Origin of the sequence: Kitasatospora sp. NPDC058243 (assembly GCF_042882025.1) — a bacterium.
Taxonomy (GTDB): domain Bacteria; phylum Actinomycetota; class Actinomycetes; order Streptomycetales; family Streptomycetaceae; genus Kitasatospora.
Window position 1 is genome coordinate 26,484 of sequence record NZ_JBHVWW010000021.1, and the last position, 23,500, is coordinate 49,983.

Sequence of the window (23,500 nt, forward strand, 5' to 3'; positions counted from 1 at the left end):
ACCGCAGCCAGCCCGCGCACCGCCTTCTTCTCCGTACCCCCCAAGGACTGAACTCTTGTCTGGCATCACTGCGCGTGCCTCCTGGAAGGCCACACTCCTCACCACCGCCGTCACCGCCGGCGCCCTCGCTACCCTCCCCGTCCCGGCCAGTGCCGTTCCTGGCGATCTTGCCGCCAACGGCTCCTACGCCTACACCGCCCGCCTGGCGATCGGCGACAACGTGCGCGCCTGCACCGGCGCGCTGGTCGACCGGTACTGGGTGATCACCGCCGCGTCCTGCTTCGCCGACGACCCCACGCAGCCGCAGGCCCTGGCCGCAGGCGCCCCCAAGTGGAAGACCACCGCGACCATCGGTGATGAGACCGCTGTCGTGGCCGAACTCGTGACCCGTCAGGACCGCGACCTGGTCATGGCGCGCCTCGCGACCCCCGTCATCGGCGTCGCGACGCTGCCCGTCGCGACCGCCGCGCCCACGACGGGCGAGAACCTGCGCGTACCCGGCTACGGCCGCACCAAGGACGAGTGGATACCGAACAAACTCCATTCGGGCGCCTTCACCCTCAACACGGTCGCCGCGACCGCGATCGGCACCACCGGTACCGGCGGCGCCGCGATCTGCAAGGGCGACACCGGCGCCCCCGCGATCCGCGAGAAGAACGGCAAGGCCGAACTCGTCGCGGTAGCCTCCCACTCCTGGCAGGGCGGCTGCCTCGGCGAGACCGAAACCCGCACCGGCGCCTCCTCCAGCCGCGTCGACGACCTAGGCGCCTGGATCCAGCAGACTCGCTCGCTGACACCGGAGAACCGTACAACCACGGTCTACGAACCGGCCGCGCAGACGTCCGAGGTCTTCCGGCTCGGGACCGACCGGCAGATCTATGGATCGTCCTTCAAGACCGGCAGTGCGGGCTGGAGTGCGTGGCAGTTGCTGGCCCCCCGCGAGTTCGTCAGCGGCCCCACCGCCGTCTACCACGCCGACAAGAACACCACCGAGGTCTTCGCGGTCGGCACCGACCGGCAGGTCTACCACTCCTGGCACAACCCCGGTTCGAGCACCTGGGCCGACTGGCAGCTCCTCGCGCCTGGCAAGGTCACCGGACCGCTCCAGGCCGTCTACCACGCCGACAAGAACACCATCGAGGTCATCGCCCTCGGAGACGATCAGCAGGTCTACCACGCCTGGTACACCACCGGCGCGACCTCCTGGAGCACGTGGGCCCTCGTGGCCCCCGGCAAGTTCACCGCGGTGAACGCCAACTACATCGGCGACCGCCGCACCAACCAGATCTACGCCATCGGCGACGACGGGCAGATCTACCAGTCCTACTACACCACCGGCACCACCGGCTGGACCCCGTGGCAGCTCCTCGCCCCCGGCCGGTACACCGCGCTCAGCAGCGTCTACCACGCCGACAAGAAGACCATCGAGGTCGCCGCACTCGGCGAGGACCGCAAGATCTACCACTCCTGGTACAGCGACGCCACCTGGACCTGGAGCAACTTCCAGCTCGTCGACCCCGGCACCTTCACGGCGCTGAGCACCGCGTATCAGGCCGACAAGAACACCATCGAGATCATCGCACTCGACGACAACCGACAGATCCAGCACGCCTGGTACACCACCGGCGCGACCTCCTGGAGCACATGGACCCTCGTGGCCCCCGGCAAGTTCACCACCGCTCCCAGCACCCTCTATCACGCTGACAAGAACACCATCGAGACCGTCGCGGTCGGTGACGACCAGCGGGTGTACCACGCCTGGTACACCACCGGAACCACCGCCTGGAGCCCCTGGACCAAGCTCCCTTAGCGCTGGATTCCTTAAGGAGGTACACAAATTGGCGTCGGAGTAGGCGGGTTGGTGGGGGTTTTCTGCCCCAGATCCAGGGCTTGGCGCGCGCGTTGAGCTGGGCGGTTGCGAAGCGGGTGGCCTTGTCGATCTCGTCGGGGTCGGCGAACGACTTGTCGGCGAGTGCGGCCTTGCGGAATGTGCGCCGCCAGCCTTCCTGGAGCTTGAGCCAGCAGGCCCCGACCTGGATGAAGACGTGCTTGCGGGGGTGGTCCTCGAGCCAGGTCCTGGTGGAGACGCTGTCGCGGGAGGACGCGGTCATGGTGACCTGCTGCCCGTTGGTGACGCGCGGGCCGCCATAGACCCGGGTCTTCTCCGGTCCGCGGTGAAGTCGACGGTCCCTCATCCACCTCTCACCTGTTGGGAACCTCGTTCATGTCTCGTGCCACCACCGTGTCCCGCGCGTGGCGGGCGGGCGTATTGATAGCGACAGTGGCCGTCGGCACGCTGACCTTCTCCGCTCCTCCGGCCGGCGCCGTGGCCGGCGATCCCGCCGCAGACGGCTCCTACGCCTACACCACCCGCCTGGCAATCGGCGACAGCGTCCGCGCCTGCACCGGCGCACTGGTCGACCGGTGCGGGGTGATCACCGCCGCCTCTTGCTTCGCCGACGACCCCGCCCAGGCACCGGCCCTCCCCGCGGGCGCGCCGAAGTGGAACACCACCACCATCGGCCGCGCCGACCTCACCACGGACGCCGGCAAGACCGTCGACATCGCCGAGCCGGTTCCGCGTCCAAGCCGCGACCTCGTCATGTCCCGCCTCACCACCCCGGTCGACGGCATCACCCCGCAGCTGGTCGCGGCGGCGACGATCGGCGACACCACGCGCCTGTTCGCCATCGGCAGCGCCAACAACATCTGGACCGCCGACAGGAAGGCCTACGGCAGCTGAACCACCGTCTACCCCGTTGCCAGCAGAGCCATCCAGAGCATCACCGCCACCACCGGCTGAATCGACCCCGCACAGGGTTCCCCCACGGGGTCGTCGGCACGAGGTCGGCCGCCCTGCGGACTCCCATGCACTCACCCGAAGGATCAACCCCATGCCCCGTAAGACTCCGTCCCGTTCCCGGAAGCTCGGCGTACTGGTCGCAGCCGCGACCGCCGGTACCCTCAGCACCTTTGCCCCGGCCGGCGCCGTCCCCGGCGACCTTGCCGCCGGTGGCACGTACGCCTACACCGCCCGCCTGGCGATCGGCGACAATGTGCGCGCCTGCACCGGCGCGCTGGTCGACCGGTACTGGGTGATCACCGCCGCGTCCTGCTTCGCCGACGACCCCGCGCAGCCGCAGGCCCTGGCCGCAGGCGCCCCCAAGTGGAAGACCACCGCGACCGTCGGTGACAAGACGGTCGACGTCGCCGAACTCGTGACCCGTCAGGACCGCGACCTCGTCATGGCGCGCCTCGCCACCCCTGTCACCGGCGTCGCGACGCTCCCCGTCGCGACCACCGCGCCGACCGCCGGCGAGAACCTTCGGGTTCCCGGCTACGGCCGCACCAAGGACGAGTGGATACCGAACAAGCTCCACTCGGGGGCCTTCACCCTCGACACGGTCGCCGCAACCGCCATCGGCACCACCGGTACCGGCGGCGCGGCGATCTGCAAGGGCGACACCGGCGCCCCCGCGATCCGCGAGAAGAACGGCAAGGCCGAACTCGTCGCCGTGGCCTCCCGTTCCTGGCAGGGCGGCTGCCTCGGCGAGACCGAGACCCGCACCGGCGCCACCAACAGCCGCGTCGACGACCTCGCCGGCTGGGTCCAGCAGACCGTCTCCACGTGGGGCACCAAGGTCGACTACTCCTCCGCAGTCGTCAACTCCGTGTACAACCCGGACTCCAAGACCGCCGAGATCTTCGCCCTGGGCACCGACGGCGTCCTCGCCCACGCCTCCAACACCGAGGGCAAGGGCTGGAGCTCCTGGTCGACCCTGGAGAACTGGCAGTTCACGGGTATCCCCGCCACGATCTACAACCCCGCCACCAAGGCCATCGAACTGTTCGCCATCGGCAAGACCGGCGAACTCGGCCACAACTACTGGGACCCGGGCACCAGGAAGTGGGCCGGCTGGAGCGTCATTCCCAGCGCCCTCAAGCTCAAGGCCAACCCGGTCGCCGTGTTCAACCCCTCAAGCCAGACCGCCGAGGTGTTCACCTTGGACACGAACGGCTACATGACCCACTCGTACAGCACCAACGGCGGACGCTGGGACGACGTCCGGGGCCTGGGCACCTGGCAGTTCACCGGCACCCCCACCACCCTCTACAACCCCGCCACCGACGCCGTCGAACTCTTCGCCACCAGCAACCGCAACGAACTCGGCCACCTCTACTGGGACAACAAGGCCAAGACCTGGAGCGACTGGGGCACCATCGACGGCCAGGCGGTGACCGGCAGCCCCACCGCCGTCGTGAACCCGGCCAACAACAGCGCCGAGGTCTTCATCACCACCACCAACAACACGATGGCCCACAGCTACAGCCTCAACGGCGCCCGCTGGTCCGACATCACCACCATGGGCGGCTGGCAGTTCAACGGCACCCCCACCGCCGTCTACAACCCCGCCGCCAACTCCGTCGAACTCTTCGCCGTCCGCAACACCGGCGAACTCGGCCACAACTACTGGGACAACAGGACCAAGACCTGGGCCGACTGGAGCACCATCAGCGACTGGAAGTTCTCCGGCACCCCCTCCGCCACCTACAACGCCTACATCAACACCCTCGAACTCTTCGCCACCGGCACCAACGGCACCATGTCCCGCGCCACCTACAAGGACAACAACTGGCTCACCTGGGAAAGCATGCCCGGCTGGACCTTCGCCATCACCGGCTGACAGCGCCCACCTGGGCGCCCTCGCCAGCGCCGTCCAACGAAGCAGCAAACTGGCGGACAAGGGCCTGGCCTGGCTCCTGGAGCCGGGCGTCTACCAGATTCACCCGCTGCTGACCGGCGGGAAGATGTGGGCCGGCCTGGCATCGGTGCCCAAGATCGACTCCCTCAACCCTGAACGGCTCAGCGAGTGGCCGCGGCAGCACTACGAAGGCCAACTCGCCAACCTCGGCATCAGTGCATAGCGGACGAGATCTGCGACGGCCCGGGCAACCGCCCGGGCCGTCTTCGTTGGCCCTGCAGATAGGGCCAACGCCCGTGTTCACCCAGGTGCGCGGTCGGCTTCGGTTGTGGCCCTACCGGCCAGGGCCAAAGCACTATCACCGGCGGTAGCGGCTCACCCTACCCGTAGGGCCAGCCGCGAGGCGCCCGCAGCGGCCCGGCAAGATCGCGGGCTCGTGGCCAACCCCGCCCAGCCCGGACAGGCAGGGAACGGCAGAAAGCGTAGCGGCGCCATTCCTCGGCCTCGTATCCGTCTGGCCGGCTGGTGACTGTCAGCTCGGTGGCCGGGACGTCCGGGCGTTCGCGCAGCTCGTCGATGGCGACGACCTCGCCGTTCCGGTCGGGACCCAGCTGCCCGCCGTTCTCGGCGCGGGCGTCGGTCAGGCGCTCGGCGTCAGGTCGGTGAGCTCGGCCAGACGCCCCTTTACCGGTGGGTTGTTGGACCGGAAAGTAAGATGGGTTGACGGTTGGTCAGGTCGGCGATACGCCTGTAGTTGGGATTTTGGCAGGCTGTAGGGGGTTCCGATGACGGCACGGCGTCCGTGTCCGCCCGCGCCGGGGCCGCTGGAGGAATACGCAGCCCGGTTCGATGACCTGTTGACCTCATCCGCCCAACGGCGCGGCTTCCGCGAGTACCTGACCGGACTGCTGGCACCACAGGACCGGAACAAGACACTGGCCTGCCGGGCTGATGCCGAACCGGTAGCCGGAGGCCAGAACTCGGCCGTCCAGCGGCTGCAGTTCTTCCTGTCCGAGTCCACCTGGAAACAGAATCAACGACCGGCGCATCGAACTGCTGCTGGCCGACCCAACCACCACCCCGCACGACCAGGGCATGCTGGTCATCGACGACTCCGGTGACCGCAAGGCCGGCACCGCCACCTCCCACGTGGGACGTCAGTGGCCGGGCCGCTACGGCAAGACCTACAACGGCATCGCCACGGTGACCACGAAGCCCGCGGTGTCGTCGCCGCGTTTGACCACGGTCAGGGCGATCCGCAGGACATCGCGGGCAAGGTCGACCAGGCGCCCGGTGTGCCGCCGTCGGCCCAGACCAGCGTGATGGGCCAGTGCCGTTCGCGCGGCCGTGCCAGCAGCGTCCGGCCGCTCTCACGGTCGGTGACGGATGCCGCAGTAGCCATCACGACCAGCAGCAGGCCGAGGGTGTCCACCACGATGTGCCTCTTGCGGCCGTTATCTTGAGCCAGTACTGAGGTGTCCTTCATGTAGGTGAAGCGCGCTGGAAGTCCCCCAACTTGCTTGGTGGATGCGGTTATCTGCCGCTGTCCATCACGGAGGAGTTGGAGGCGCGATGCGCGTACACAGGGTGCTGATGCCAGGGTCCACGACGGAGTCGTGGACCCTGCTGGGGGAGGATCTGCGGCCGGTCGGTCCGGTGGAGTCGTTCCTCGCGTACCTGTCTGCGATCGAGCGGTCGCCGAACACCGTCAAGGCGTACGCCCACGATCTGAAGGACTGGTGGACCTACCTCGGCGGCCAGGGTCTGGACTGGAAGTCAGTGGATCTGGAGGATTTGGCAGGCTTCGTCGCCTGGTTGCGGCTGCCGCCGCCGGTCCGGAACGGGGCGGTGGCGGTGCTGCCGACGGTCGAGCACCACTGCACGGCGTCCAGCGTGAACCGCAAGCTCGCCGCCGTCAGCACGTTCTACGAGTTTCACGCCCGAGGTGGTGTCGAGGTTGCCGGCCTGCTGGTGACGATGCGCCCGGCCGGACCGCACCGGTCCGCGGCCACCTCCTACAAGCCGTTCCTGCAGCACATCGCCTCCGGGAAACCTGAGCGGACCCGGACCATCAAGCTCAAGACCGGACGGACGCACCCGCGCGTCCTGACCGCCGCCCAGGTCCAGAAGATCCTGGACGCCTGCGAACACCTGCGGGACCGGCTGCTGTTCGCCCTCTTGCTGGACACCGGGGTCCGCATCGGCGAGGCCCTCGGCCTGCGGCACGACGACATCGCCATCGCCGAACGCCAGGTGACCGTGGTGCCGCGGCAGAATGACAACCGGGCCCGGGCGAAGGCGGGCCGCTCCCGCACGATCCCGGCGAGCGCGGAGCTGATGCGGCTCTACTCGGACTACCTGCACCGCGAGTACGGCGTCCTGGACTCCGACTACGTCTTCGTGAATCTCTTCGCCGAACCGCACGGCCGCCCCTGGCGCTATCCGGCTGTCTACGACCTGGTCCAACGGCTTCGGAAGACCACGGGGATCGCCTTCGAACCCCACCAATACCGCCACACCTACGCCACCTGGTTGCTTCGTCGGGGCGCCGGGATGGAGACGGTGAAGGAGTGCCTCGGGCACGCATCGATCACCACGACGATCGACACGTACGGTCACCTGACCGTCGAGGACGCCCGCCGGACGCTGGAGGCTGCGGGCTGGTTCACCGGCCGGGAGGTCCGGCTGTGACCTTCCCTGCTGAGAAGGCGCCGGGACGAACGAGGCTGCTTGAGCGGCTGATGGCCGTCGTCCGGCCCGAGTTCCGCACCGAGATCTACGTCCCCGCCTCGGACGACCCCGTGTTCGCGGCCGACGAGTGCGCGGTCGCGGACTGCGACCGGACAGCAGCGTCGATCAGGCGCGGACTCTGCAACGCCCATGCGATCCGGTTCCGCAAGCATGGCTGCCCGCCGATGGCGGACTTCCTGGCCGTTCCCGGCCCGCCGGTGAGGGGCCGCAGATCCCTGGCTGCCTGCGTCGTCGCCGGCTGCCGCTACGGACGCGGCGCCAAGAACGGCCTGTGCGCCAAGCACCGCGACCGGTGGGGTCGGGCCGGCCGGCCCGACCTGGCCAGCTGGGATGCCCCGGACCTGGCCCCGGGCGACAGCGCGACCTCCGAGTGCCGTCTGCCGTTCTGCGACCTCTGGGTCGCCAATCCCACGAAACTCTTCTGCGCAGGCCACGAAGACCGGTGGCACCGTCACGGCCGGCCCGACCCCGACCGCTTCATCGCCGACTGCGAACTGGTCGGAACCGCCAGCATCGATCTGCGGGATCTGGCCCCGCAGTTGAGGCTGGAGATCCAGTACGCACTGCAGTGTCGGCATGACGCCCGCTCCCGGACCGCCGCCCCTCGCATGGTCATGCCGGCCGTCCGGCGCGTCACGGCACTCGGGATCACGTCGCTGCTGGACCTGTCGGAACAGCAGTGGCGCCGACAAGTCGGGGCCCAGGCCGACGAGTCGCTCCTGTTCCTCCTCGACGCCCGTGACGCGCTAGAGGCCCTGCGGGACGGGATCGGCTGGGAGATCGAGTACTCCAGGGATGTGTGGCGGCTGGACAAGCTGCCCGGCATCACCACCCCGGTCGGGCGTCCCTGCCCGCGCGCCCGGCTGAGGTTCGACCGCATCACCCAGCCCTGGCTGCGTGAGCTGGGCAAACGGTGGACCAGGCTGCGGCTGACATCCGGGCTGAGCATCGGCGCCGCCCGAGCCGGGGTCGACGCGCTCATCTGCTTCGGCGGCTTCCTCACGTTCGTCGGCATCGACGCGCTCGCGCAGGTCGACCGGCCGCTGCTGGAGCGCTACCTCGCCCACGTGATGTCACAGCCCGGCGGGCACGGCATGAAGAAGACGCGGATCGGCGCGCTCAACCTGTTCTTCCAGAACATCCGGCAGTACGGCTGGGAGCACACGCTGCCCGGCACCGCGGCCTTCTACGTTGGCGACGTCCCTCCGGTCCCCGAGCAGGTCGACCGCCGCCTCGCCGAGTACGTCATGACCCAGGTCGAATCGCCCGGCAACCTGGACCGTTGGCCCGACGCGGCCGGCCGACTCGTCACGCTCATCCTCACCGGTTGCGGACTGCGGATCTCCAGCGCTCTGGCCCTGGACTTCGACTGCCTCATCCACGACGGCCAGGGCGCCCCCTACCTGCGCTACTTCAACACCAAGATGAGGCGCGAGGCCGCCGTGCCGATCGACGAGGAACTCGAAGCAGCCGTCCGCGACCAGCAACGCCGGGTGCTGGGCCGCTGGCCGGACGGGACACCCTGCCTGTTGCCCCGCCAACGCGCCAACGTCTCGGGCAATCTCCCGCTGGCGGACGGTACTTACCGGCGGATGCTCGGCCGCTGGCTGGCGACCTGCGAGGTCCGGGACGAACACGGCCGGCCAGTGCATCTGACGCCACATCAGTGGCGCCACATTGTCTCTGCTTAGTTCCCGTGTGGCGATTGACCCCAAGTAGGCATGTGGCCTTGGGGTTTGTGAGTTGCCTCGGGCGGTGTGGTGTTTCTACTGTCAGCGCTCGTGATCCTGACTTTCTTCTCGTCCCATGGCTGGCAGTCCTGGGACGTCGAGCACCGGCCGTTGATCCCTGAGGGGATGCCCGTGCTCGTCGACGACGACCTGCGCTTCGAGGACGGCCCGGCCGCACCGCGCCCGGCGGCGGTGGTGAACCGCTGGTTACGCGAGCTGCCGGTGAGCGGGGCGCCGGCGCCGAGCTCGTGGGAGAACTACGCGAGGGTGCTCAAGGCGTGGACGGAGTTCCTGGCCGAGCACGGGGTGGGGCTGTTCGACTCGCGTGAGCGGCTGAAGGCGGGGTTGAGCCGGTATGCCGAGCACCGGGCGACCGGGCCGGCCGAGGTGCGGTTCGCGGCGACGACGTGGGGCCAGCACATGAGCATCCTCGCGTTGTTCTACCGGTGGGCGATGGCCGAGGACTGCGCACCGGCCGAGCCGTTCACCTACCGCTCCGCCCGGGCGCTCTTCGCGGGGACAGGCCGGGAGGTGCGGGTGAACCTGGCGGTCCGGCGCACGCCGAAGCCGCATGTGACGATCAAGTACCTGGAGCCGGACTTCACCGAGCTGTTCCGCAAGGGCCTGCGCGGGCTGGCGCCGGACGGCTCGCAGGACACCGGCTTCCACGGCCGGGAACTTGTCCGCAACGCCGCGATCGGCGACCTCGCACTGGCCACAGGCCTGCGGCTGCAGGAGTTCACTCACCTGCTGCCGTGGGAGATACCTGCGCTGCCGCCGGAGCCGACCGCAGTGCCGATCCCGTTCCCGGTTCCGGCCGGGATCACCAAGGGGAAGAAGTACCGAACCACCTGGACCTCCTACGAGGCCCTGGCCGGGTTGCACGACTACCTCGCCCTGGACCGCGCGGCCACGGCCGAGGGTTCGCCTTGGAGGCCGCCGCGGCGGTGGGGTGAACCGCTCATGGTGACCGAACCCGATCACCGGGGCGGGCGGGTCAACGGAGTGCGCCGCTCGTGGGACTCGCTCACCCCGGCCGAACGCCGCCGCCTGGTCGCCCCCGAGGGCGGCTCGTGCCTGCTGGCAGTGAAGGCCGGTGGTGGTCCGTTCACCGCGTGGGCCACGGTCTTCGAGCGGACCTCGGACCGGATCCGGGCCCGCTTCGAGCCCCGGTTCCCGCATGTGTGGCCCCACCGATGTCGCCACACTTTCTCGATGAGGACGTTGGAATACCTGGTCACCGGGCACTACCGGCAGGCCGCGAAGCTCGTGCGGGAGACCGACGCGGACGCCGCGCTGGTCCTCTACCTCTGCAAGGCCGACCCGCTGCTGGTGCTGCGCGACTTGTTGGGTCACTCAACTGTTCTGACGACGGAAAAGTACCTCCGGCGCCTGGACACGACCCGCATCTACCGGGACGCCTACGACGGCGCCGGGGCCGCCGTGGGGCTGACCTGCGAGGACGTCTCCGAACGCGAGGCCGCGGAGGAGTTCGACGACGACATTGAGGCAGGAGAAGCCTGATGCCGACCAGGCTCACCGACGAACCGCTCGGCATCTCCTGCGTGTTCAGCGACGGCACCCGGGCGGAGTTCTCCCTGGACGGTCTGGCGAACCCGCGTCTGGCCCGGGACCTGGCCACGGCTCTGGTCGACTTGATCCATCCGCACGGCACCGCGGACTCGAGGGGCACGGTCAACCACTACATCCAGTCCCTGCGGCAGATGGTGCACGTCCTGGCCGAACGGGGCTTCACCGGCGGAGCCGCCCAGTTGCGGCGGGGCCAGCTGGCCGAGTACTGGATGGGCAGCACCGGGCCACGGGAGGCGACCAGCCGCGCAATGGTGCGGGCATTCGCCCAGGTCGGTGGTGTCCTCGCAGACGGGGTGCTGAACCTGGCGACGGGACGGCCCTACAACCTGCAGCCGAACCACCGTCAGCTGCCGCCCTACGCGGAGGGGGAATGGGCCCGCCTCGCCGAGGTCTGCCGCACGCTGGCCGACGAGTCCTACGCCGCACACCGGTGGGCCCTGGCCGCGTTGCCCCGAGGGCGGCGCCCCCGAAAGGGGGACTGGAGCGTGGAGAACCAGCGGTGGCTGCTGGCCCGGCTCGGCCCGCTTTCCGCGCCGCGTTTTGCCGCGGAGCTGGGCATCACGGAGGCCGCGCTCTGGCAGCGCGGCGGGTTCCTGCAGGCCAGCGCCGATCTCTTCCCTACCCACAACATGCTGATCGCCTACCGGCTGCTGTTCGGCATCTACTCCGGCATCGTGCCCGATGGCATCGACGACCTGGTGACCGGTGACATCGACTGGGCCGGGGACTCCACGGTCCTGCTCTCCTACATCAAGGGCCGCACCGCGGCCGAGAGCACGAACCTGCCACGCCGGGCCGTGCGGCTGCTGGAGCAGTGGCTCGCGCACTCCGCGCTGCTGCGGAGCTTCGCCGGGCCCGGACGGCGGGAGAACCTGTGGCTGGCCCAGAGCCACCCGGGACAGTTCACCGTCGTCACCGGCTCCGGGGCCCGCGCGGCCGTCCAGCGCTGGACCGTGCGCCACGGGGTCCTCGCGCAGGACGGCAGCCCGCTGAAGATCCACCGCTCGCGGATCCGCACCACCCACCTCGCCATGCGCGACAAGGCCGGTTGGACCGGCAGCGGCCGCGCCACCATCGACCCGAACCATTCCCCGGCCGTCGAGGGCGACCACTACCTCACCGTCACCACCGAGGCTCAGCAGCACGCCGTCGAGGCCGTCATCGAGGACGCCCAGCACGACGTGCTCCGACGCGCGCACCCGCCCACCGTGATCACCGAGGAGGACGCCGCCGTGCTGGCCGCCGGCTATCCGCAGCTGGTCGCGGCCATGGACTTGGACGACTCGGCGATCGCCGAGCTGGTCGGCGGGCAGCGGGATGTGTTCACGGCGGCCTGCGGCGACCAGCTGTCGGGGCTGCACGGCCCTGCGGGCAAGCCCTGCCCGGCGCGCCCCTGGGTCTGCCTTCTGTGTCCGCTGGCCGTCTTCGCCCCGCGGCACGCGGTCAACCTGCTGCGGCTTAAGGCGTTCTTCTCCCGGCAATGGCAGCAGATGCCAGCCGCGCAGTTCATGGCTGTCTTCGGCCCCTACGCCGCCCGGATCCAACAGGTCCTGGACCGCTTCGAGCCCGCCGTCCTGGCCGCGGCAGCCCGCCACGTCGAGGACCAGGACCACGAACTGCCCCTGCGACCCGAGGAGATGACCGCATGACCACCGCCCTCGCCACCTCGGCGTTCGACGGCCGGTCCGCGGTCTTCGCCGGCGCCGATGTCTGCCGCGAAGCCGGCCTCTCGCTCCCCGAGGGATCCCTCCGCCCGTGCTTCGAGGACGATGTCTGGGACTTCACCGACGTCGTCGGCCTGCCCGTCGCGATGGCACTGTCCATCCGCCGCTTCGTCTTCACTGCCATCACCGACCCGCGGTGGCGTCTGGTCGCCAAGGAACTGGTCCTGGCGATGCTCGCCCCGCGCCACCCGGCCGTCGCTCCGCTGCCCCGGGCGCATCGCACCACCCTGCACCTGACCAGCTGCTCGGGTCGGCTGGACGAGCTGACCCGGTTCTGCCGGTGGCTGTCCGGGCACGGGGTGTCGAGCCTCGCGCAGATCGACACCCGAGTCTGCGACGCCTACATGGCCCACCGCCGCTACGTCCTGGACGAGCACGGCGCGGTAGTCGGCGAGCAGAGCCCGGGAACCCGCCGCTCGGCCGCGCAGGTCGTTGTCGACCTGGTCAATTACCGCGAGTTGTTCACCGCCGACCGCGTCCCGGCCGACCTGCGGCCCTGGGGCGGGGCCACCGCCTCCGCCATCGCCGAGATGCCCAGCGGCCGGAGCGAGAACAAGACCCAGCCCGTCGAGGCTGCGGTCATGCAGCCGATGCTCGCCGCCGCCCTGTTCCTGCTGTCCTCCCTGGGACCGCATACCGTCAGGCTCGCCTCGCACATCCGGGAAGCCGACCAGCTGTCCGCTCGCAAGGCTCAGGGCCTGCGGCCGGTCAGCACCGTCCCGGTGACTGAGTTCGCCGAGGTGCTGAGCCAGTACACGGATACGCGCACGGCATTGCCGATGCTCGCCGACCATCACGTCGCCGACCGGCTTGCCGACGGCTGGTCCGCCGATGACCCGCTCCTGGCGGTGGCCACGGGCGTCCTGGCCCGCCAGGCCGGAGTCACCCAGTTCTGGAGCGCGTGGATGCCCCACCTGCGAGGTCCGCTGGAAGACGCGCTGGCGTCGGTCGGGGTGAAGGAGGTCTTCGCCCGGGACGCCGCCGAGATCACCGCGGCGGACTCCTCGTCCGTGCTGGCCTGGACCTTGCCCCTGCACCGCCTCCAGGCCGTCGCCCTGGTCGGCATCGTCCGCACCGCTGCGATGATCGTGCTGGCCGCCGCCTCCGGAATGCGGGCGAGCGAGCTGATGGAACTGCGGATCGGCTGCCGCCTTCCACTCGAAGAGCCCGTCCCCGGGTTCACCCGCTACCGGATCGCCAGCAAGGTGATCAAAGGCCAGCCGCTCGGCGGGACCGACGACGAATGGGTCGTCATCGAGCCGGTCCATCGCGCCGTCGAACTCGCCGAACGTCTCCACGAGGACCCAGGAGACGGAGTCCTGCTCTTCGGCCGGTTCGCCTTCAGCGTCCGCTACCGCTGGTTCCGCAACTGGGTCAACTCGCAGGCCGGGCAGCGGCTCGGACTCGCACCGATCCCCGCGGGGCCGGTGAACCTGAGGATGCTGAGGCGGTCTCTGGCCCTGGAGATGGCCTATCGGCCCGGCGGCGTCCTCGCGACCAAGATCCACCTCAAGCACATCGCAGTAGCCACAACGGAGGGGTATGCCTCGCGCCCCGGCGGGGCCCAGGCCGAACTGCTGGCCGAGGTCAACAAGTACGAGAGCGAACGCAACCTGGACCTGGTCCTGGCCGAGTTCCGCAACTACCAGCAGGGCATCCTGCCCGCCGGCCCCGGCGCCCGCAGCCTCACCGAGTTCTTCGCCAGCGTCGACGCGAAGCTCGAACCCGCCGCAGCACCGGCGCCCAGGACCCAGCGCAGTGACAGGGACGTGCTGAACCTGCTGACCAAGCGCGCCCAGACCCTGCACATCGGCCCGGCGAACTTCTGCTGGTTCACCGACCCCTCCCGCGCACTCTGCCTCAAACTCGCCGGCACCCCCACCGCCGACCGGCCACTGGTCGGGATGTGTGACTCCGCCCGCTGCCCGCAGGCCACCCACCACCCCCGCCACCGGCCCGTCTGGGCCGAACACGCCGAACGCACCAGGACGTTCCTCGGCGACCTGGGCAAGACCCGCAAGACCGAACACGCCCGCCTGCAGCACGACTACACCCGGGCCCTTCGGGTCGTCGCCGAGATCGACGCAGCCGCCACGAACCCATCCGACAAGGACTCCGCATGAGGATCACCGCAGCCCAACGGACCGAGAACGAGAACCGCATCCGAGCCGCAATCGACCGCCTCCTGCGCGGCGAGATCCCGCCCGGCGGCACCTGCGACATCAAGACCCTCGCCCGAGAAGCCGCCGTCGACCGCACCGCCTTCTACGGCACCCGCCCCTATGCCCACCTCCGCGAAGAGTTCGAGCGCCGCCTGCAGAACCTTCAGGAAGCAGGACAGATCCCCGACCCGCGCGCTGCCCAGATCGAACGACTCAAAGCCGAGATCGCCGCTCTCAAGGAGCGGCTGTCCCGCGCCGAAGACGTGATTGAGGAGCTCGGCGAGTTCCGCTCGCAGGCCCTGGCCCGGCTCGCCGCCCAACACGAAGAGATCCTGCACCTCCGCGGATCGGCAGCGGCCGCCAGCCGAGTGACCCGCCTTCCGATGCCCCGGACCACCACGATCGGATCCTGCAGTTAGGCAACCGCCCGACCTTCCAGCACCGCCAGCAGCGGATGCGATGATCAGTGGAATGGCCGGGGCCAGCGAACGCGAGGAACCTGATGAACACACCCGAACCGCTGACCGACGAAGAACTCGCCGAAATCGAGGAACTCGCCGAGGGCGCGACTCCCGGTCCCTGGCACATCCGTCACCTCGACGACGACTTCGCTATGAACCTCGTCGCGATCAGCACCGTTCCCGACACCAGGCTCGGCGAACGCTGGCCTGCCTTCGACCATCACGAGATCGTGGCCGCCACGCTCATCCAGCAGCCGCGCTACGTCGACGTCGCAGACGAACGCTGGGACGAGAACGCCCGGTTCATTGCCAGCGCCCGCCACGACGTTCCTCGGCTGATCGCCGAGATCCGACGCCTCAACCGCCTACTCGAAGCCAAGGAACGTGACAGTGAAGCAAGCTGACGCGCATCGCCGATCCGCATCGGCGAACTTAGGTCACCAGAGTTCTGAATCGGCCGCCTCCTGGGGAGATCGCATGTTCGACGACATTCACGGCCTCACCCCTGAACGAGCCGCCCGCCTTACCCCTCTGGTCGAGCAGAGCCGTCCCATGCTCGACCAGGAGGAGGGCATGGAGGCTGTCCAACGCTTTCTGCGCGATCAGGAGGCCAGCGTCATCGACTCCATCGTCGTCACCCGCGAGTTGCTCGGCGCAGGACCGGCATCCCTTGGGCCAGCGAAGGAGATCGTATTCACCAGTGCCGCCCGGACCACCGAGTTGAAGGAACATCAGCGATTCGTCGAGCGCATCGAGGAGGCATGACCGGAGCGGTTCAAGGCCACCACTCAGAAGCGTGGTCTGCGTCACACCAATGCGTCCGCAATGACACACGACCCGAAACGAGCACGGCGAACGCCACCTCCGAGTCCCGCCAGCTCAAAACCAACACGGACTGATCCGCACACGGCCTCTGCGGACACAAGCCACACGTTCGCCTGCCGACTCATCAACCGGGACGTCCCGCAAGAGGTCGTCCGGGTCCTCCTGGACCACGACTCGCACAAGATGACCTCGCACTACGCCAAGATCACCGACAAGACCGTGCGGCGACACTGGGAGCAGGCAGCCAAGGTCAACATCAAGGGCGAACGCGTGGCCCTCGACCCCGACGGGCCGCTCGGCCAGGCCCAGTGGGCCAAAACCCGTTACGGCATCGCCACCCAGACGCTGCCCAACGGCTACTGCGGGCTGCCCGTCCAGAAGACCTGCCCGCATGCCAACGCCTGCTTGACATGCCCAGTCTTCCTCACCGGGCCCGAGTTCCTGCCCGAGCTCCGCGAACAGCGGACCCGCACATTGACGCTGATCGACCACGCGAAGAGCTGCGGCCACACCCGCGTCGCCGAGATGAACCAGCAGGTCACCGACAACCTCGACCACATGATCCGCGAGCTGGAAGACGGCCAGGCCGAACACAAGGAGACCGCAGATGCCGGCTGACAACTCCCACCTGATCGTCGACGCAGCCCGCCGACGGGCCGCGTCGACCCGCCGACGCGCGACCTCGGCCCTGCGGCGGATGGACGCGACCGGCACTGTGATCACCTTCGAGGCAGTCGCCCGCGAGGCGGGCGTCTCCCGGTCCTGGCTCTACAACCAGCCGGACCTGAGAACCGAGATCGAACGTCTCCGAGCCCGGCACCGTCCCGCCCCCGCGGCCCGGCCGGTTCCCGACCGACAACGGGCCTCCGACGCCTCGCTGCTGCGGCGTCTGGAGGCCGCCATCGAACGCAACCGCCAACTGGAGTCTGAGAATAGGGAGTTGCGGGAGGCCCTCACCCTCGCACTCGGGGAACGACGCACCGCCGACCTGCCAGGCCGCCCCCGCGACACGCCGAAGAAGAGAACTTCCGTCGCCATCGGACCCTGCTGACCGAGTGCGTCATGAACACCGTCCACCACACAGCGCACCAGGTCAGCAGCCTGCGAGTAAGGCGAGCTCAAGATAACGGCCGTTCACCCTCTTCCCTGCGTCGAAGCCCCGGCCCGCGGCCGGCACTGACGCGGCCCCCTTCACCAACTGGGAGTCGATGATCCCGGCGGTCGGCACCGGATCGCGGCCCGCGGCCTGGCGGACCCGATCGCGCAGCCGGTCGTGGAACTCGGCGACCAGGCCCTTGTCCCACCAGCGTCGGAAGAAGGCGTAGACGCGGTCCCACGCGAGGAAGTCCGCAGGCACCGCCCTCCAGGCGATGCCGCCCGCGACCAGGTAGCGCACCGCGTCGACCATCTGCCGGTGGCAGTAGCCCTCCAGCTGCCCGCCCTTCCCCTCCAGCCAGGCGGGCACGGGCATCGCGTCACACACGACCGCCCACTCCGCGTCGCTCGTATCGGAGGGGTACCTCGGACGCCTGTGCGGCCGTTCCCCGGCGTTCCCGAACCGGCGTGCGAGGCAATCACACGACAGGGCGGCCGAGTTGGACGTCAACGGCGCAGACACAGAAGACTGCAGCACCAGGGGCCTCCTGTTGCTCGGCTGGATTCGACACCCGCGAGCTGTGCGGGAGGCCCCACTTTCATGCCCAGCCGACCAGAAGATCACCCGACCGAGTCGGCAGGATCGAACTCACAATCACCAAGCTCGATAGAGCAACGGCTAGTCAGCTTGCCTGGTCTCACAGCCCGTTGTCGCTCAGGCGGGTTTGCCGCCGAGTGTCTCGGATTCGGTTGCCGCTTATCTGTGTCTACGCACGATTGTCGGTCGTCGTGCCGGTCGGCCTGGTCTACCGCAAGGCACTACTGTGGGGCAGGTTGCGTAATCTGACGAACCGTCGGAACAGGCGAGGGAGTGAGCATGCGTTCCGCAGCTCCTGCGGCCAGGTGCTGCCGTCCATTCCGTTGGAAGTCTGCACAGACCACCCACGCGAGGGGAAGTCACCTATGTCAGAAGAGACAGCAGAGGCAGCAGTCGACGAGCCGTTCCTGATGTCCATCGTGGACGTCCACTCTCCCTCGGGGGGCGGAAGCGTTGTACGGGGCCGCATCGAACTCGGCAGCGTCAAGGCGGAGGACGACGTCGAGATCATCGGCGATGGCAAGTCCCTCGTGGTCAAATGCGCAGGGGTCGAGGTGAACCGTACGGCAAAGGGAGAGCAGGACGGGCAGGCCGTGGCCGTGCTGCTGCGTGGTGTGGCCGCCAAGGACATCGAAGCGGGCCAGGTCCTGGCCAAGCCGGGCAGCTTCACCGCACGCACCACCTTCAAGGCCAACGTCTACGTGCTGAGCGCGGACGAAGCCGGCCGCGACGTCTCCATCACCGCGGGCTATCGACCCAAGTTCCTCATTCGCGAAAAGATCATCGACGGATCCATCAAGCTGCCGGACGGGATTGACAGGGCAACGCCCAGCGAGAGTACCGACCTGACTGTCACTCTGGAACACGAGATTGTCCTGGTGAAGGGCCTGCGCTTCTCTCTCCTGCACGGCCCGGGCATCGTGGCGAATGGAGCCGTTACCGAGGTCATCTCGTAGGTGCAGGGCCGCGTGCGCGATGTCGCCGATGGGCAGGCCGAAGCAGGGCGCAGCGCACAAGTCGTCAAGGATCCACCACCGGCGGGTTTCTGAAGCTGGGTCGTTGTTGGCGCACCCCTACTGGCGGGTGGCACTCACCTTAACCATCAGCAGGCCCGCGACCGCACTCCCTCACATCGGCTACACAGAGCTACTTGGCTCTCTGCCGTAGCCACCCGAGGACAGGGCCGAGGAGGGCTTCGCGCACCTGGCGACTCCCCGCCCATTGCCAGCGGCCCCACGTCACGGACACCTACGCGACGCATCACAGCACTTCACATCCCCATGATCGAGCTCTGCGCGCCGACAACGGCCCGTGCCGGAACGCGGTAGGTGTCACCAGCCGCCCTGGCGGTGTTCGCAGTTCCTAAGCCTTTGAGACGGCTGAAGATCTACTTCTGGACGCTCAAGGGGCGCTACAAGGATCTGTATGCGGGCGACAGCCGTCGCTCGCGCACCTCAGGCCCAGTGGCTGTGACAGCATCGCGGAGCTCGCTGACGCAGCCCGGGCCGGCTCTTTGAGAGGAACCCTTCTGTGGAGTTCGACTTTGGCTACGCGTCGCCGTACTTCATCAACAACACCGAAACGAACACGGTCGAGTTCGAGGACTCCCGCGTCTTGCTGGTCGAGGGCAAGATCAGCAACATCCGCGACCTGGTCCCATGCCTGGAAGCTGTCGCCAAGTCGGGCAAGCCCCTGCTGATCATCGCTGAGGCCGTGGACTCGGAAGCGCTTGCCACCCTGGTCGTCAACAACGCGCGCGGCATCGTGAAGGTGGCCGCCGTGAACGTCCCGGGCTCCGCGGATAGCCGGAAGAAGCTGCTGCAGGAGATCGCCGTTCTCACCGGTGGGAAGGTCATCGCGAAAGACACGGACCTGGCGAAGGTCACCCTTGATGACCTGGGCACCGCCCAACACGTCGTGGCGACCAAGGACAAGACCATCATCTCCGACAAGCCGATTCCCGCCGAGAGCGTCCCCCCGCTGGTAGAGACGACAGGCGAGGTCGCCTCTGGCGGTCTCGTCATCGCCAAGGAGCCCCTCGACGACGCTTCCTGAACACCTGCCCGCAGGGTTCACGGCCTGTGCTCGCCCGCGCGGGGCTTGTGGAGAGCCGGGTGCGGTGCCAAGTCGCATGCCCGGTTCGGGAAACAGCTCCGGGGAAACAGGCCGGTCGAAAGACCGGAACCGCGCCCCGGGCCGACTTCACCACACAGAGCTGCAGTACGCGGCGTCCCAGGCATGTCCCAGACCGGGCGCAAAACGTCTCCACCTGAGAAAACAGCCTGAGACAGCCATGCCCCGGGCGCTGTCCCAGTTTGGGCCGCGGGGCGCCGGCGGCGGCACGGCAGCCGTCCCGGACTGCACTCCCGCCGCCCTCGGGGCCGGGCCCACCGCGGCCGGCACCCCGACGACAGGCAGGATGGCGTGCCGGCCGCGCGACGAAGGCGCCACACCGGTCCTGCCGACCCGGTGTGGTATTCCGCCCGCGCCCAGGCCGGATGTCCTCTGACAGGCGATCTTGACCGATTGACAGGTGAATCTGACCGCCGGCCCGTGGCGCTCGGCATGTTCAGCAGTACGTCTCGATGTAGAGGAGAACGAGGCCGTCTTCGGTGGTGAACTCGTACGCCTCGTGAATCGGCAGATCGGCCGCGCCGAACCTGGCCCGCGCTTTGAGCCACGCCGCCGGGCGTTCGGCTTCCGAGAGGAATCGAGGCAGCCACCCCTCGGCCCGGTCCTCGTAGTAGTCGCCCATCGACATCATGTCGGCACCGACGGCCAGCCGCTTGGCCCGACGGGGGTCCAGCGGCCCTCGGGCAAGCCGCCAGTGGCGTCCGTCAGCGTCAGTGAAGCCACGGGCCATCAAGGGCGAGGGAAGGCAAGAACCAGCGGACTCGACATCGGGCTGCGGTCCCATGGCAGCCACTACCTCGGAGAGGGTTTCGGCACGCTTTCGCTTCTTCGGCACCTGCTCAGCATGTCAGCGCTAGGTGTGCATCTGCCGGAGCTCGGTTACACGTGGGTCTCGGTCTTCTGCTTGAGGCGTTCGTAGGGCGTCTGGCCGCCGAGAGCGCCATGTGGGCGATGGAAGTTGTAGTAGTCCTCCCATTCTCGGAGTTTGTCGTTGAGGACGCCGGTGTCGTCGGTGACGACACCGGCGAGCATGCGGTAGAACTCCTCGGCGTCGATGCGGTGTGAGCGTTCGACCTTGCCGTTGAGGTGCGGGGAGGCCGGCTTGATGTACGTGTGGGCGATGCCCTTGTCGAGCACGTGCCAGTGGAAGGCGGACTGGAACTCCGCGCCGTTGTCCGTCTGGATGACCTCGACGCGGAACGGCAGCCGCTCCAGGACGTGGTCCAGGAACTGGACGGCTGTCTTCTGGTCGCACCGCGGGTAGATCCGCAGGACACGCAGCCGGGTGCAGTCGTCGATCACGGTGAACTGGTAGTACTTGGCCCGGCGTCGGGTCTTGGGGGGCTTGCCGGTGACCGGGGCCGGGCCCTGGGGCGCGGTTGGGGCCGGGATGCCGATCAGTTCGATGAACTTGACGTCGATCTGGACGCGGTTGCCGGGCAGCTGCTTCTCGTAGCGGGTGTGGCGCTGGTCGTGGCGCTTGTAGCGCTGGGACGAGGCAGCCGGTTCAGGCCCAGCCGTTTGAGGATGCGGTAGACGGCGGAGCAGGCGATGTCGATGTCGTGGTACCGCTTGAGGTACATCTGGATCTTCATCGGGCCGAAGTGGTAGTTCTGCCGCAGGTAGACGATCTTGTTCACGATGTCGGCGTCGGTGGCATTCGGGCTGTGGTGCGGCGCGCTGGAGCGGTCGCGCAGGCCCTCGATGCCCTCCTCACGGTAGCGCTGCTGCCACCTGTAGAAGCAGTTGCGGCTGATCCCGTAGTACCGGCAGGTCTGCGAGACGTTCCCGGTGACCTCCTCGGCGTGTCTCAGGACCGCCAGGCGCCGCTGGGCCTGGCGGTCCTGCCGCTGTTGCTGCGAAGGGGGCATGACAGGACTCCGTCGTAGTCGGAGATCCATGTGTCACCAACGTCCGGCAGCTTTATAGCTCTGCGTGCCTGCGGGGACCTGCGGCGGTCGGACCGCTCCGCCGGACCGGAGATTGTTCACGGAATCGCGGCCAGAGCCCGTTCCAAGAGGGCACCCGGCGAGGAGGGACAGCTGCTTCTCGGCGGCCGTCCTAACGCCGTGGTGCCGTCGGGCAGACCTCGATCCGCGGGCCCCCCGGGCTGGGGCGAGGACGGCGCGGTAGTGGTGGTCGAAGGAGAGGACCGCCGGGCGCTGGAGCCACCAGGCGAGGACGGCGTTGACGGCGTCGGCCAGGCCGAGGGCGTGGTCTTGGTACTGGCGTAGCAGTTGCTCGGCATCGGCGTAGAGGCGCCGGTCGGCAGGCGGCAGGCGGCAGGATGACGAAGCCCTGCCCGGCGAGGCCCAGTCGCGTGATGGTGTTGACGGCCTTGGCTTCGTCGGCCCGGCGGGCCAGGAGGTGGTCGACGCCCTGGGCGTGGAGGTGGTCCTTGCGGTTGAACGCGGCGAGCAGGACGGAGGTGTCGGCGACCGCGACGCCCAGCGATGCGGTGGCGGTCACCGGCCGGTGCCTTCGTGCATCCACTCGTCGGCGCCGGCGGCCAGGTCCGGCGGCCCGTCGAACAACGCCCGGTCGACCAGTGGCTTGGCGGGGATCGGCAGAAGGCCGGCGGCGTGCTCGGTCGCCAGCTCCTCCGGGGTGCGGCCTAGCACGGCGGCCAGGTCCCGCAGGATCTGCGCCTCCACCCCGGACACGGTGACGCTCGCGGTGATCGGCGGCGGCGGTGGCTCCGGGGCCGGTTCCGACTGAGGGCTCATCAGGGTTGCTCCGTCCAAGAGGTGGGGCTGCAGGTCGACGGTGGCGGTCGGCGAGCGGCCCGCGGGCCGATCCCGCTCACGCGGCACCGGTGCAGGCCATCGACGGCCGGACCGGGCGCAACGGGACCGCCGCAGTGCGCGTCGCCCGGTCGGCGCGGGCCCGACGTTCGGCGATGGCCCCGCCCCGGACGGCCGTGTTCTCGTATGGCTGCCGCCACCTGACAGGTATCAGAGAGTGACTGACTGTCACTTCTGGTGAAGATGCTGGGTGAGGGTGACGAAGCCGGCGTGGGCTTGCTCGACGGCTTCCGGGTACGCCTGGCGCTTCTCGTGCTCAGCCAGCGCCCGGTAGATGCTGGTCAGGCCCGGGCCCTGGCCCTTGCGCTTGCCGGTGGGGGTGATCAGGTCTGAGCGGATCTTCTCGACGGACTCGCCCGCTGTCCGGCGTCGCAGCACGGTGTGCAGCATGTCGTGGGTGATGACGGGCGGGTGTCCGCCCGTCCGTGAAGAGCCCGATGAGGTTCTCCTCGCGGCCCGGTACCACTTTTCCGAACTTCAACATGGTGACTTGATAGGGAAGCCCAATGCCGGACCGTCCACGGTCCGGCCGGTGCGGCGACGGGCCGACGGCGGGGCCGGCCTCGGCCCTGACGGCGGACCGGCCGCGCAGGGCAGCCGGCAGCGCATGTCCAGCCCGCGCAGGGCTGGTGGGGGGTGCGGGGGGGAGGAGCCCCCCCGCTGGTAGGCGGGTCCAGCGCCGCCGGGCGCTGGCCACGGGTGCGGGGGGGGAGCACGCCGCGCCTGGCCATCCACTCGGCTGCAGTCCGCGGCGGTTCTGCCGTTGCCGCCCGGTCCCGGCCTGGTTGGCGGGGCAGGCGGGGGTCCCGGGAGAGGGAGAGCGAAGGGGAGGGTCCGGACCGAGCCGGTTGCTGACATGACGACGGCCGGGCTCCTCCTCTGGAGTGCCCGGCCGTCGTTTGACCTGTGCTGATGCAGAGT

Annotated in this window: 20 protein-coding genes and 3 pseudogenes; 16 read left to right on the forward strand and 7 right to left on the reverse strand. The window is 68.9% G+C overall.

What is annotated here, in order from left to right:
- The first annotated feature begins 55 nt into the window (after nucleotides 1–55).
- From ACFVX9_RS16435 to ACFVX9_RS16445, 3 genes are all read left to right on the forward strand, one after another.
- Nucleotides 56–1,810: a trypsin-like serine protease gene (locus ACFVX9_RS16435; protein ID WP_387982156.1), complete on the forward strand. Its 1,755-nt coding sequence runs from the start codon at nucleotides 56–58 to the stop codon at nucleotides 1,808–1,810.
- Between the two features lie 414 nt (nucleotides 1,811–2,224).
- Nucleotides 2,225–2,743, forward strand: a complete 519-nt coding sequence (locus ACFVX9_RS16440; protein ID WP_387982158.1) for a trypsin-like serine protease — start codon at nucleotides 2,225–2,227, stop codon at nucleotides 2,741–2,743.
- A 151-nt stretch (nucleotides 2,744–2,894) separates the two neighbouring features.
- Nucleotides 2,895–4,685, forward strand: coding sequence for a trypsin-like serine protease (locus tag ACFVX9_RS16445; RefSeq protein ID WP_387982160.1), 1,791 nt, complete (start codon nucleotides 2,895–2,897; stop codon nucleotides 4,683–4,685).
- 881 nt (nucleotides 4,686–5,566) lie between these two features.
- On the opposite strand, the gene ACFVX9_RS16450 is transcribed toward ACFVX9_RS16445, so the two are convergent.
- On the reverse strand, nucleotides 5,567–5,809 hold the full coding sequence (locus ACFVX9_RS16450) for a hypothetical protein (RefSeq protein WP_387982162.1): 243 nt from the start codon (nucleotides 5,807–5,809) through the stop codon (nucleotides 5,567–5,569).
- Here ACFVX9_RS16450 and ACFVX9_RS16455 point away from each other — a divergent pair.
- Entirely contained in the window at nucleotides 5,799–6,026 is a 228-nt protein-coding gene (locus tag ACFVX9_RS16455; RefSeq protein WP_380486882.1) for a hypothetical protein, read from the forward strand. The genes ACFVX9_RS16450 and ACFVX9_RS16455 overlap by 11 nt on opposite strands.
- On the opposite strand, the gene ACFVX9_RS16460 is transcribed toward ACFVX9_RS16455, so the two are convergent.
- Complete coding sequence (locus ACFVX9_RS16460) at nucleotides 5,950–6,138, reverse strand: hypothetical protein (RefSeq protein ID WP_387982247.1); 189 nt, start codon at nucleotides 6,136–6,138, stop codon at nucleotides 5,950–5,952. The genes ACFVX9_RS16455 and ACFVX9_RS16460 overlap by 77 nt on opposite strands.
- A 137-nt stretch (nucleotides 6,139–6,275) precedes the next feature.
- Here ACFVX9_RS16460 and ACFVX9_RS16465 point away from each other — a divergent pair, with 137 nt between their 5' ends.
- The 10 genes from ACFVX9_RS16465 (at nucleotide 6,276) to ACFVX9_RS16510 (ending at nucleotide 17,000) form a co-directional block, all read left to right on the forward strand.
- On the forward strand, nucleotides 6,276–7,394 hold the full coding sequence (locus ACFVX9_RS16465) for a tyrosine-type recombinase/integrase (RefSeq protein ID WP_387982164.1): 1,119 nt from the start codon (nucleotides 6,276–6,278) through the stop codon (nucleotides 7,392–7,394).
- A complete protein-coding gene (locus ACFVX9_RS16470; RefSeq protein ID WP_387982165.1) occupies nucleotides 7,391–9,145 on the forward strand; it encodes a tyrosine-type recombinase/integrase in 1,755 nt (584 codons plus the stop codon). Before ACFVX9_RS16465 ends, ACFVX9_RS16470 begins: the two co-directional genes overlap by 4 nt.
- A 90-nt stretch (nucleotides 9,146–9,235) precedes the next feature.
- Nucleotides 9,236–10,708 carry a site-specific integrase gene (locus ACFVX9_RS16475; protein WP_387982166.1) on the forward strand — a complete coding sequence of 491 codons (1,473 nt, stop codon included), beginning with the start codon at nucleotides 9,236–9,238 and terminating at the stop codon, nucleotides 10,706–10,708.
- Nucleotides 10,708–12,426 (forward strand): hypothetical protein, encoded by a 1,719-nt coding sequence (locus ACFVX9_RS16480; RefSeq protein WP_387982168.1) that lies wholly within the window; start codon nucleotides 10,708–10,710, stop codon nucleotides 12,424–12,426. The genes ACFVX9_RS16475 and ACFVX9_RS16480 overlap by 1 nt, the downstream gene beginning before the upstream one ends.
- The gene (locus ACFVX9_RS16485) at nucleotides 12,423–14,624 is read left to right on the forward strand and encodes a site-specific integrase (RefSeq protein ID WP_387982169.1); all 2,202 of its coding nucleotides are present in this window, start codon (nucleotides 12,423–12,425) and stop codon (nucleotides 14,622–14,624) included. Before ACFVX9_RS16480 ends, ACFVX9_RS16485 begins: the two co-directional genes overlap by 4 nt.
- On the forward strand, nucleotides 14,621–15,082 hold the full coding sequence (locus tag ACFVX9_RS16490; protein WP_387982171.1) for a hypothetical protein: 462 nt from the start codon (nucleotides 14,621–14,623) through the stop codon (nucleotides 15,080–15,082). Before ACFVX9_RS16485 ends, ACFVX9_RS16490 begins: the two co-directional genes overlap by 4 nt.
- Nucleotides 15,083–15,165: 83 nt before the next feature.
- Nucleotides 15,166–15,528: a hypothetical protein gene (locus ACFVX9_RS16495; RefSeq protein ID WP_387982172.1), complete on the forward strand. Its 363-nt coding sequence runs from the start codon at nucleotides 15,166–15,168 to the stop codon at nucleotides 15,526–15,528.
- Nucleotides 15,529–15,601: 73 nt separating this feature from the next.
- Entirely contained in the window at nucleotides 15,602–15,889 is a 288-nt protein-coding gene (locus ACFVX9_RS16500) for a hypothetical protein (RefSeq protein WP_387982174.1), read from the forward strand.
- Nucleotides 15,890–16,132: 243 nt separating this feature from the next.
- Complete coding sequence (locus ACFVX9_RS16505; RefSeq protein ID WP_387982175.1) at nucleotides 16,133–16,567, forward strand: hypothetical protein; 435 nt, start codon at nucleotides 16,133–16,135, stop codon at nucleotides 16,565–16,567.
- Nucleotides 16,557–17,000, forward strand: coding sequence for a DUF6262 family protein (locus tag ACFVX9_RS16510; protein ID WP_387982176.1), 444 nt, complete (start codon nucleotides 16,557–16,559; stop codon nucleotides 16,998–17,000). Before ACFVX9_RS16505 ends, ACFVX9_RS16510 begins: the two co-directional genes overlap by 11 nt.
- Before the next feature lie 75 nt (nucleotides 17,001–17,075).
- Here the strand turns inward: ACFVX9_RS16510 and ACFVX9_RS16515 are convergent.
- Nucleotides 17,076–17,609: pseudogene (locus tag ACFVX9_RS16515) on the reverse strand (transposase); the annotation flags it as partial.
- A gap of 398 nt (nucleotides 17,610–18,007) precedes the next feature.
- Between ACFVX9_RS16515 and ACFVX9_RS16520 the strand changes: the two are divergent.
- Nucleotides 18,008–18,598, forward strand: a complete 591-nt coding sequence (locus ACFVX9_RS16520; protein ID WP_380486878.1) for an EF-Tu/IF-2/RF-3 family GTPase — start codon at nucleotides 18,008–18,010, stop codon at nucleotides 18,596–18,598.
- Between the two features lie 574 nt (nucleotides 18,599–19,172).
- Nucleotides 19,173–19,592, forward strand: a pseudogene (groEL, locus tag ACFVX9_RS16525) (chaperonin GroEL); the annotation flags it as partial.
- Between the two features lie 619 nt (nucleotides 19,593–20,211).
- Here groEL and ACFVX9_RS16530 read toward each other — a convergent pair.
- The 4 genes and pseudogenes from ACFVX9_RS16530 to ACFVX9_RS16545 all read right to left on the reverse strand — a co-directional run bounded on the left by ACFVX9_RS16530 (nucleotide 20,212) and on the right by ACFVX9_RS16545 (nucleotide 22,969).
- Entirely contained in the window at nucleotides 20,212–20,610 is a 399-nt protein-coding gene (locus tag ACFVX9_RS16530; RefSeq protein WP_380486876.1) for a hypothetical protein, read from the reverse strand.
- Nucleotides 20,611–20,654: 44 nt separating this feature from the next.
- Nucleotides 20,655–21,646, reverse strand: a pseudogene (locus ACFVX9_RS16535) (IS481 family transposase).
- Nucleotides 21,647–22,240: 594 nt separating this feature from the next.
- Entirely contained in the window at nucleotides 22,241–22,501 is a 261-nt protein-coding gene (locus tag ACFVX9_RS16540) for a hypothetical protein (RefSeq protein ID WP_380486871.1), read from the reverse strand.
- Between the two features lie 246 nt (nucleotides 22,502–22,747).
- Complete coding sequence (locus ACFVX9_RS16545; RefSeq protein WP_387982179.1) at nucleotides 22,748–22,969, reverse strand: hypothetical protein; 222 nt, start codon at nucleotides 22,967–22,969, stop codon at nucleotides 22,748–22,750.
- Between the last annotated feature and the right edge of the window lie 531 nt (nucleotides 22,970–23,500).

What these genes read in the sequence shown, in the direction of transcription:
- ACFVX9_RS16500 (WP_387982174.1), top strand. Translation starts at nt 15,602, where the DNA reads ATGTTCGACGACATTCACGGCCTCACCCCTGAACGAGCCGCCCGCCTT.
- ACFVX9_RS16465 (WP_387982164.1), top strand. Translation starts at nt 6,276, where the DNA reads ATGCGCGTACACAGGGTGCTGATGCCAGGGTCCACGACGGAGTCGTGG.
- ACFVX9_RS16510 (WP_387982176.1), top strand. Translation starts at nt 16,557, where the DNA reads ATGCCGGCTGACAACTCCCACCTGATCGTCGACGCAGCCCGCCGACGG.
- ACFVX9_RS16495 (WP_387982172.1), top strand. Translation starts at nt 15,166, where the DNA reads ATGAACACACCCGAACCGCTGACCGACGAAGAACTCGCCGAAATCGAG.
- ACFVX9_RS16480 (WP_387982168.1), top strand. Translation starts at nt 10,708, where the DNA reads ATGCCGACCAGGCTCACCGACGAACCGCTCGGCATCTCCTGCGTGTTC.
- ACFVX9_RS16520 (WP_380486878.1), top strand. Translation starts at nt 18,008, where the DNA reads ATGTCAGAAGAGACAGCAGAGGCAGCAGTCGACGAGCCGTTCCTGATG.
- ACFVX9_RS16540 (WP_380486871.1), bottom strand. Translation starts at nt 22,501, where the DNA reads ATGAGCCCTCAGTCGGAACCGGCCCCGGAGCCACCGCCGCCGCCGATC.
- ACFVX9_RS16545 (WP_387982179.1), bottom strand. Translation starts at nt 22,969, where the DNA reads ATGCTGCACACCGTGCTGCGACGCCGGACAGCGGGCGAGTCCGTCGAG.
- ACFVX9_RS16485 (WP_387982169.1), top strand. Translation starts at nt 12,423, where the DNA reads ATGACCACCGCCCTCGCCACCTCGGCGTTCGACGGCCGGTCCGCGGTC.
- ACFVX9_RS16505 (WP_387982175.1), top strand. Translation starts at nt 16,133, where the DNA reads ATGACCTCGCACTACGCCAAGATCACCGACAAGACCGTGCGGCGACAC.
- ACFVX9_RS16445 (WP_387982160.1), top strand. Translation starts at nt 2,895, where the DNA reads ATGCCCCGTAAGACTCCGTCCCGTTCCCGGAAGCTCGGCGTACTGGTC.
- ACFVX9_RS16440 (WP_387982158.1), top strand. Translation starts at nt 2,225, where the DNA reads ATGTCTCGTGCCACCACCGTGTCCCGCGCGTGGCGGGCGGGCGTATTG.
- ACFVX9_RS16490 (WP_387982171.1), top strand. Translation starts at nt 14,621, where the DNA reads ATGAGGATCACCGCAGCCCAACGGACCGAGAACGAGAACCGCATCCGA.
- ACFVX9_RS16455 (WP_380486882.1), top strand. Translation starts at nt 5,799, where the DNA reads ATGCTGGTCATCGACGACTCCGGTGACCGCAAGGCCGGCACCGCCACC.
- ACFVX9_RS16450 (WP_387982162.1), bottom strand. Translation starts at nt 5,809, where the DNA reads ATGACCAGCATGCCCTGGTCGTGCGGGGTGGTGGTTGGGTCGGCCAGC.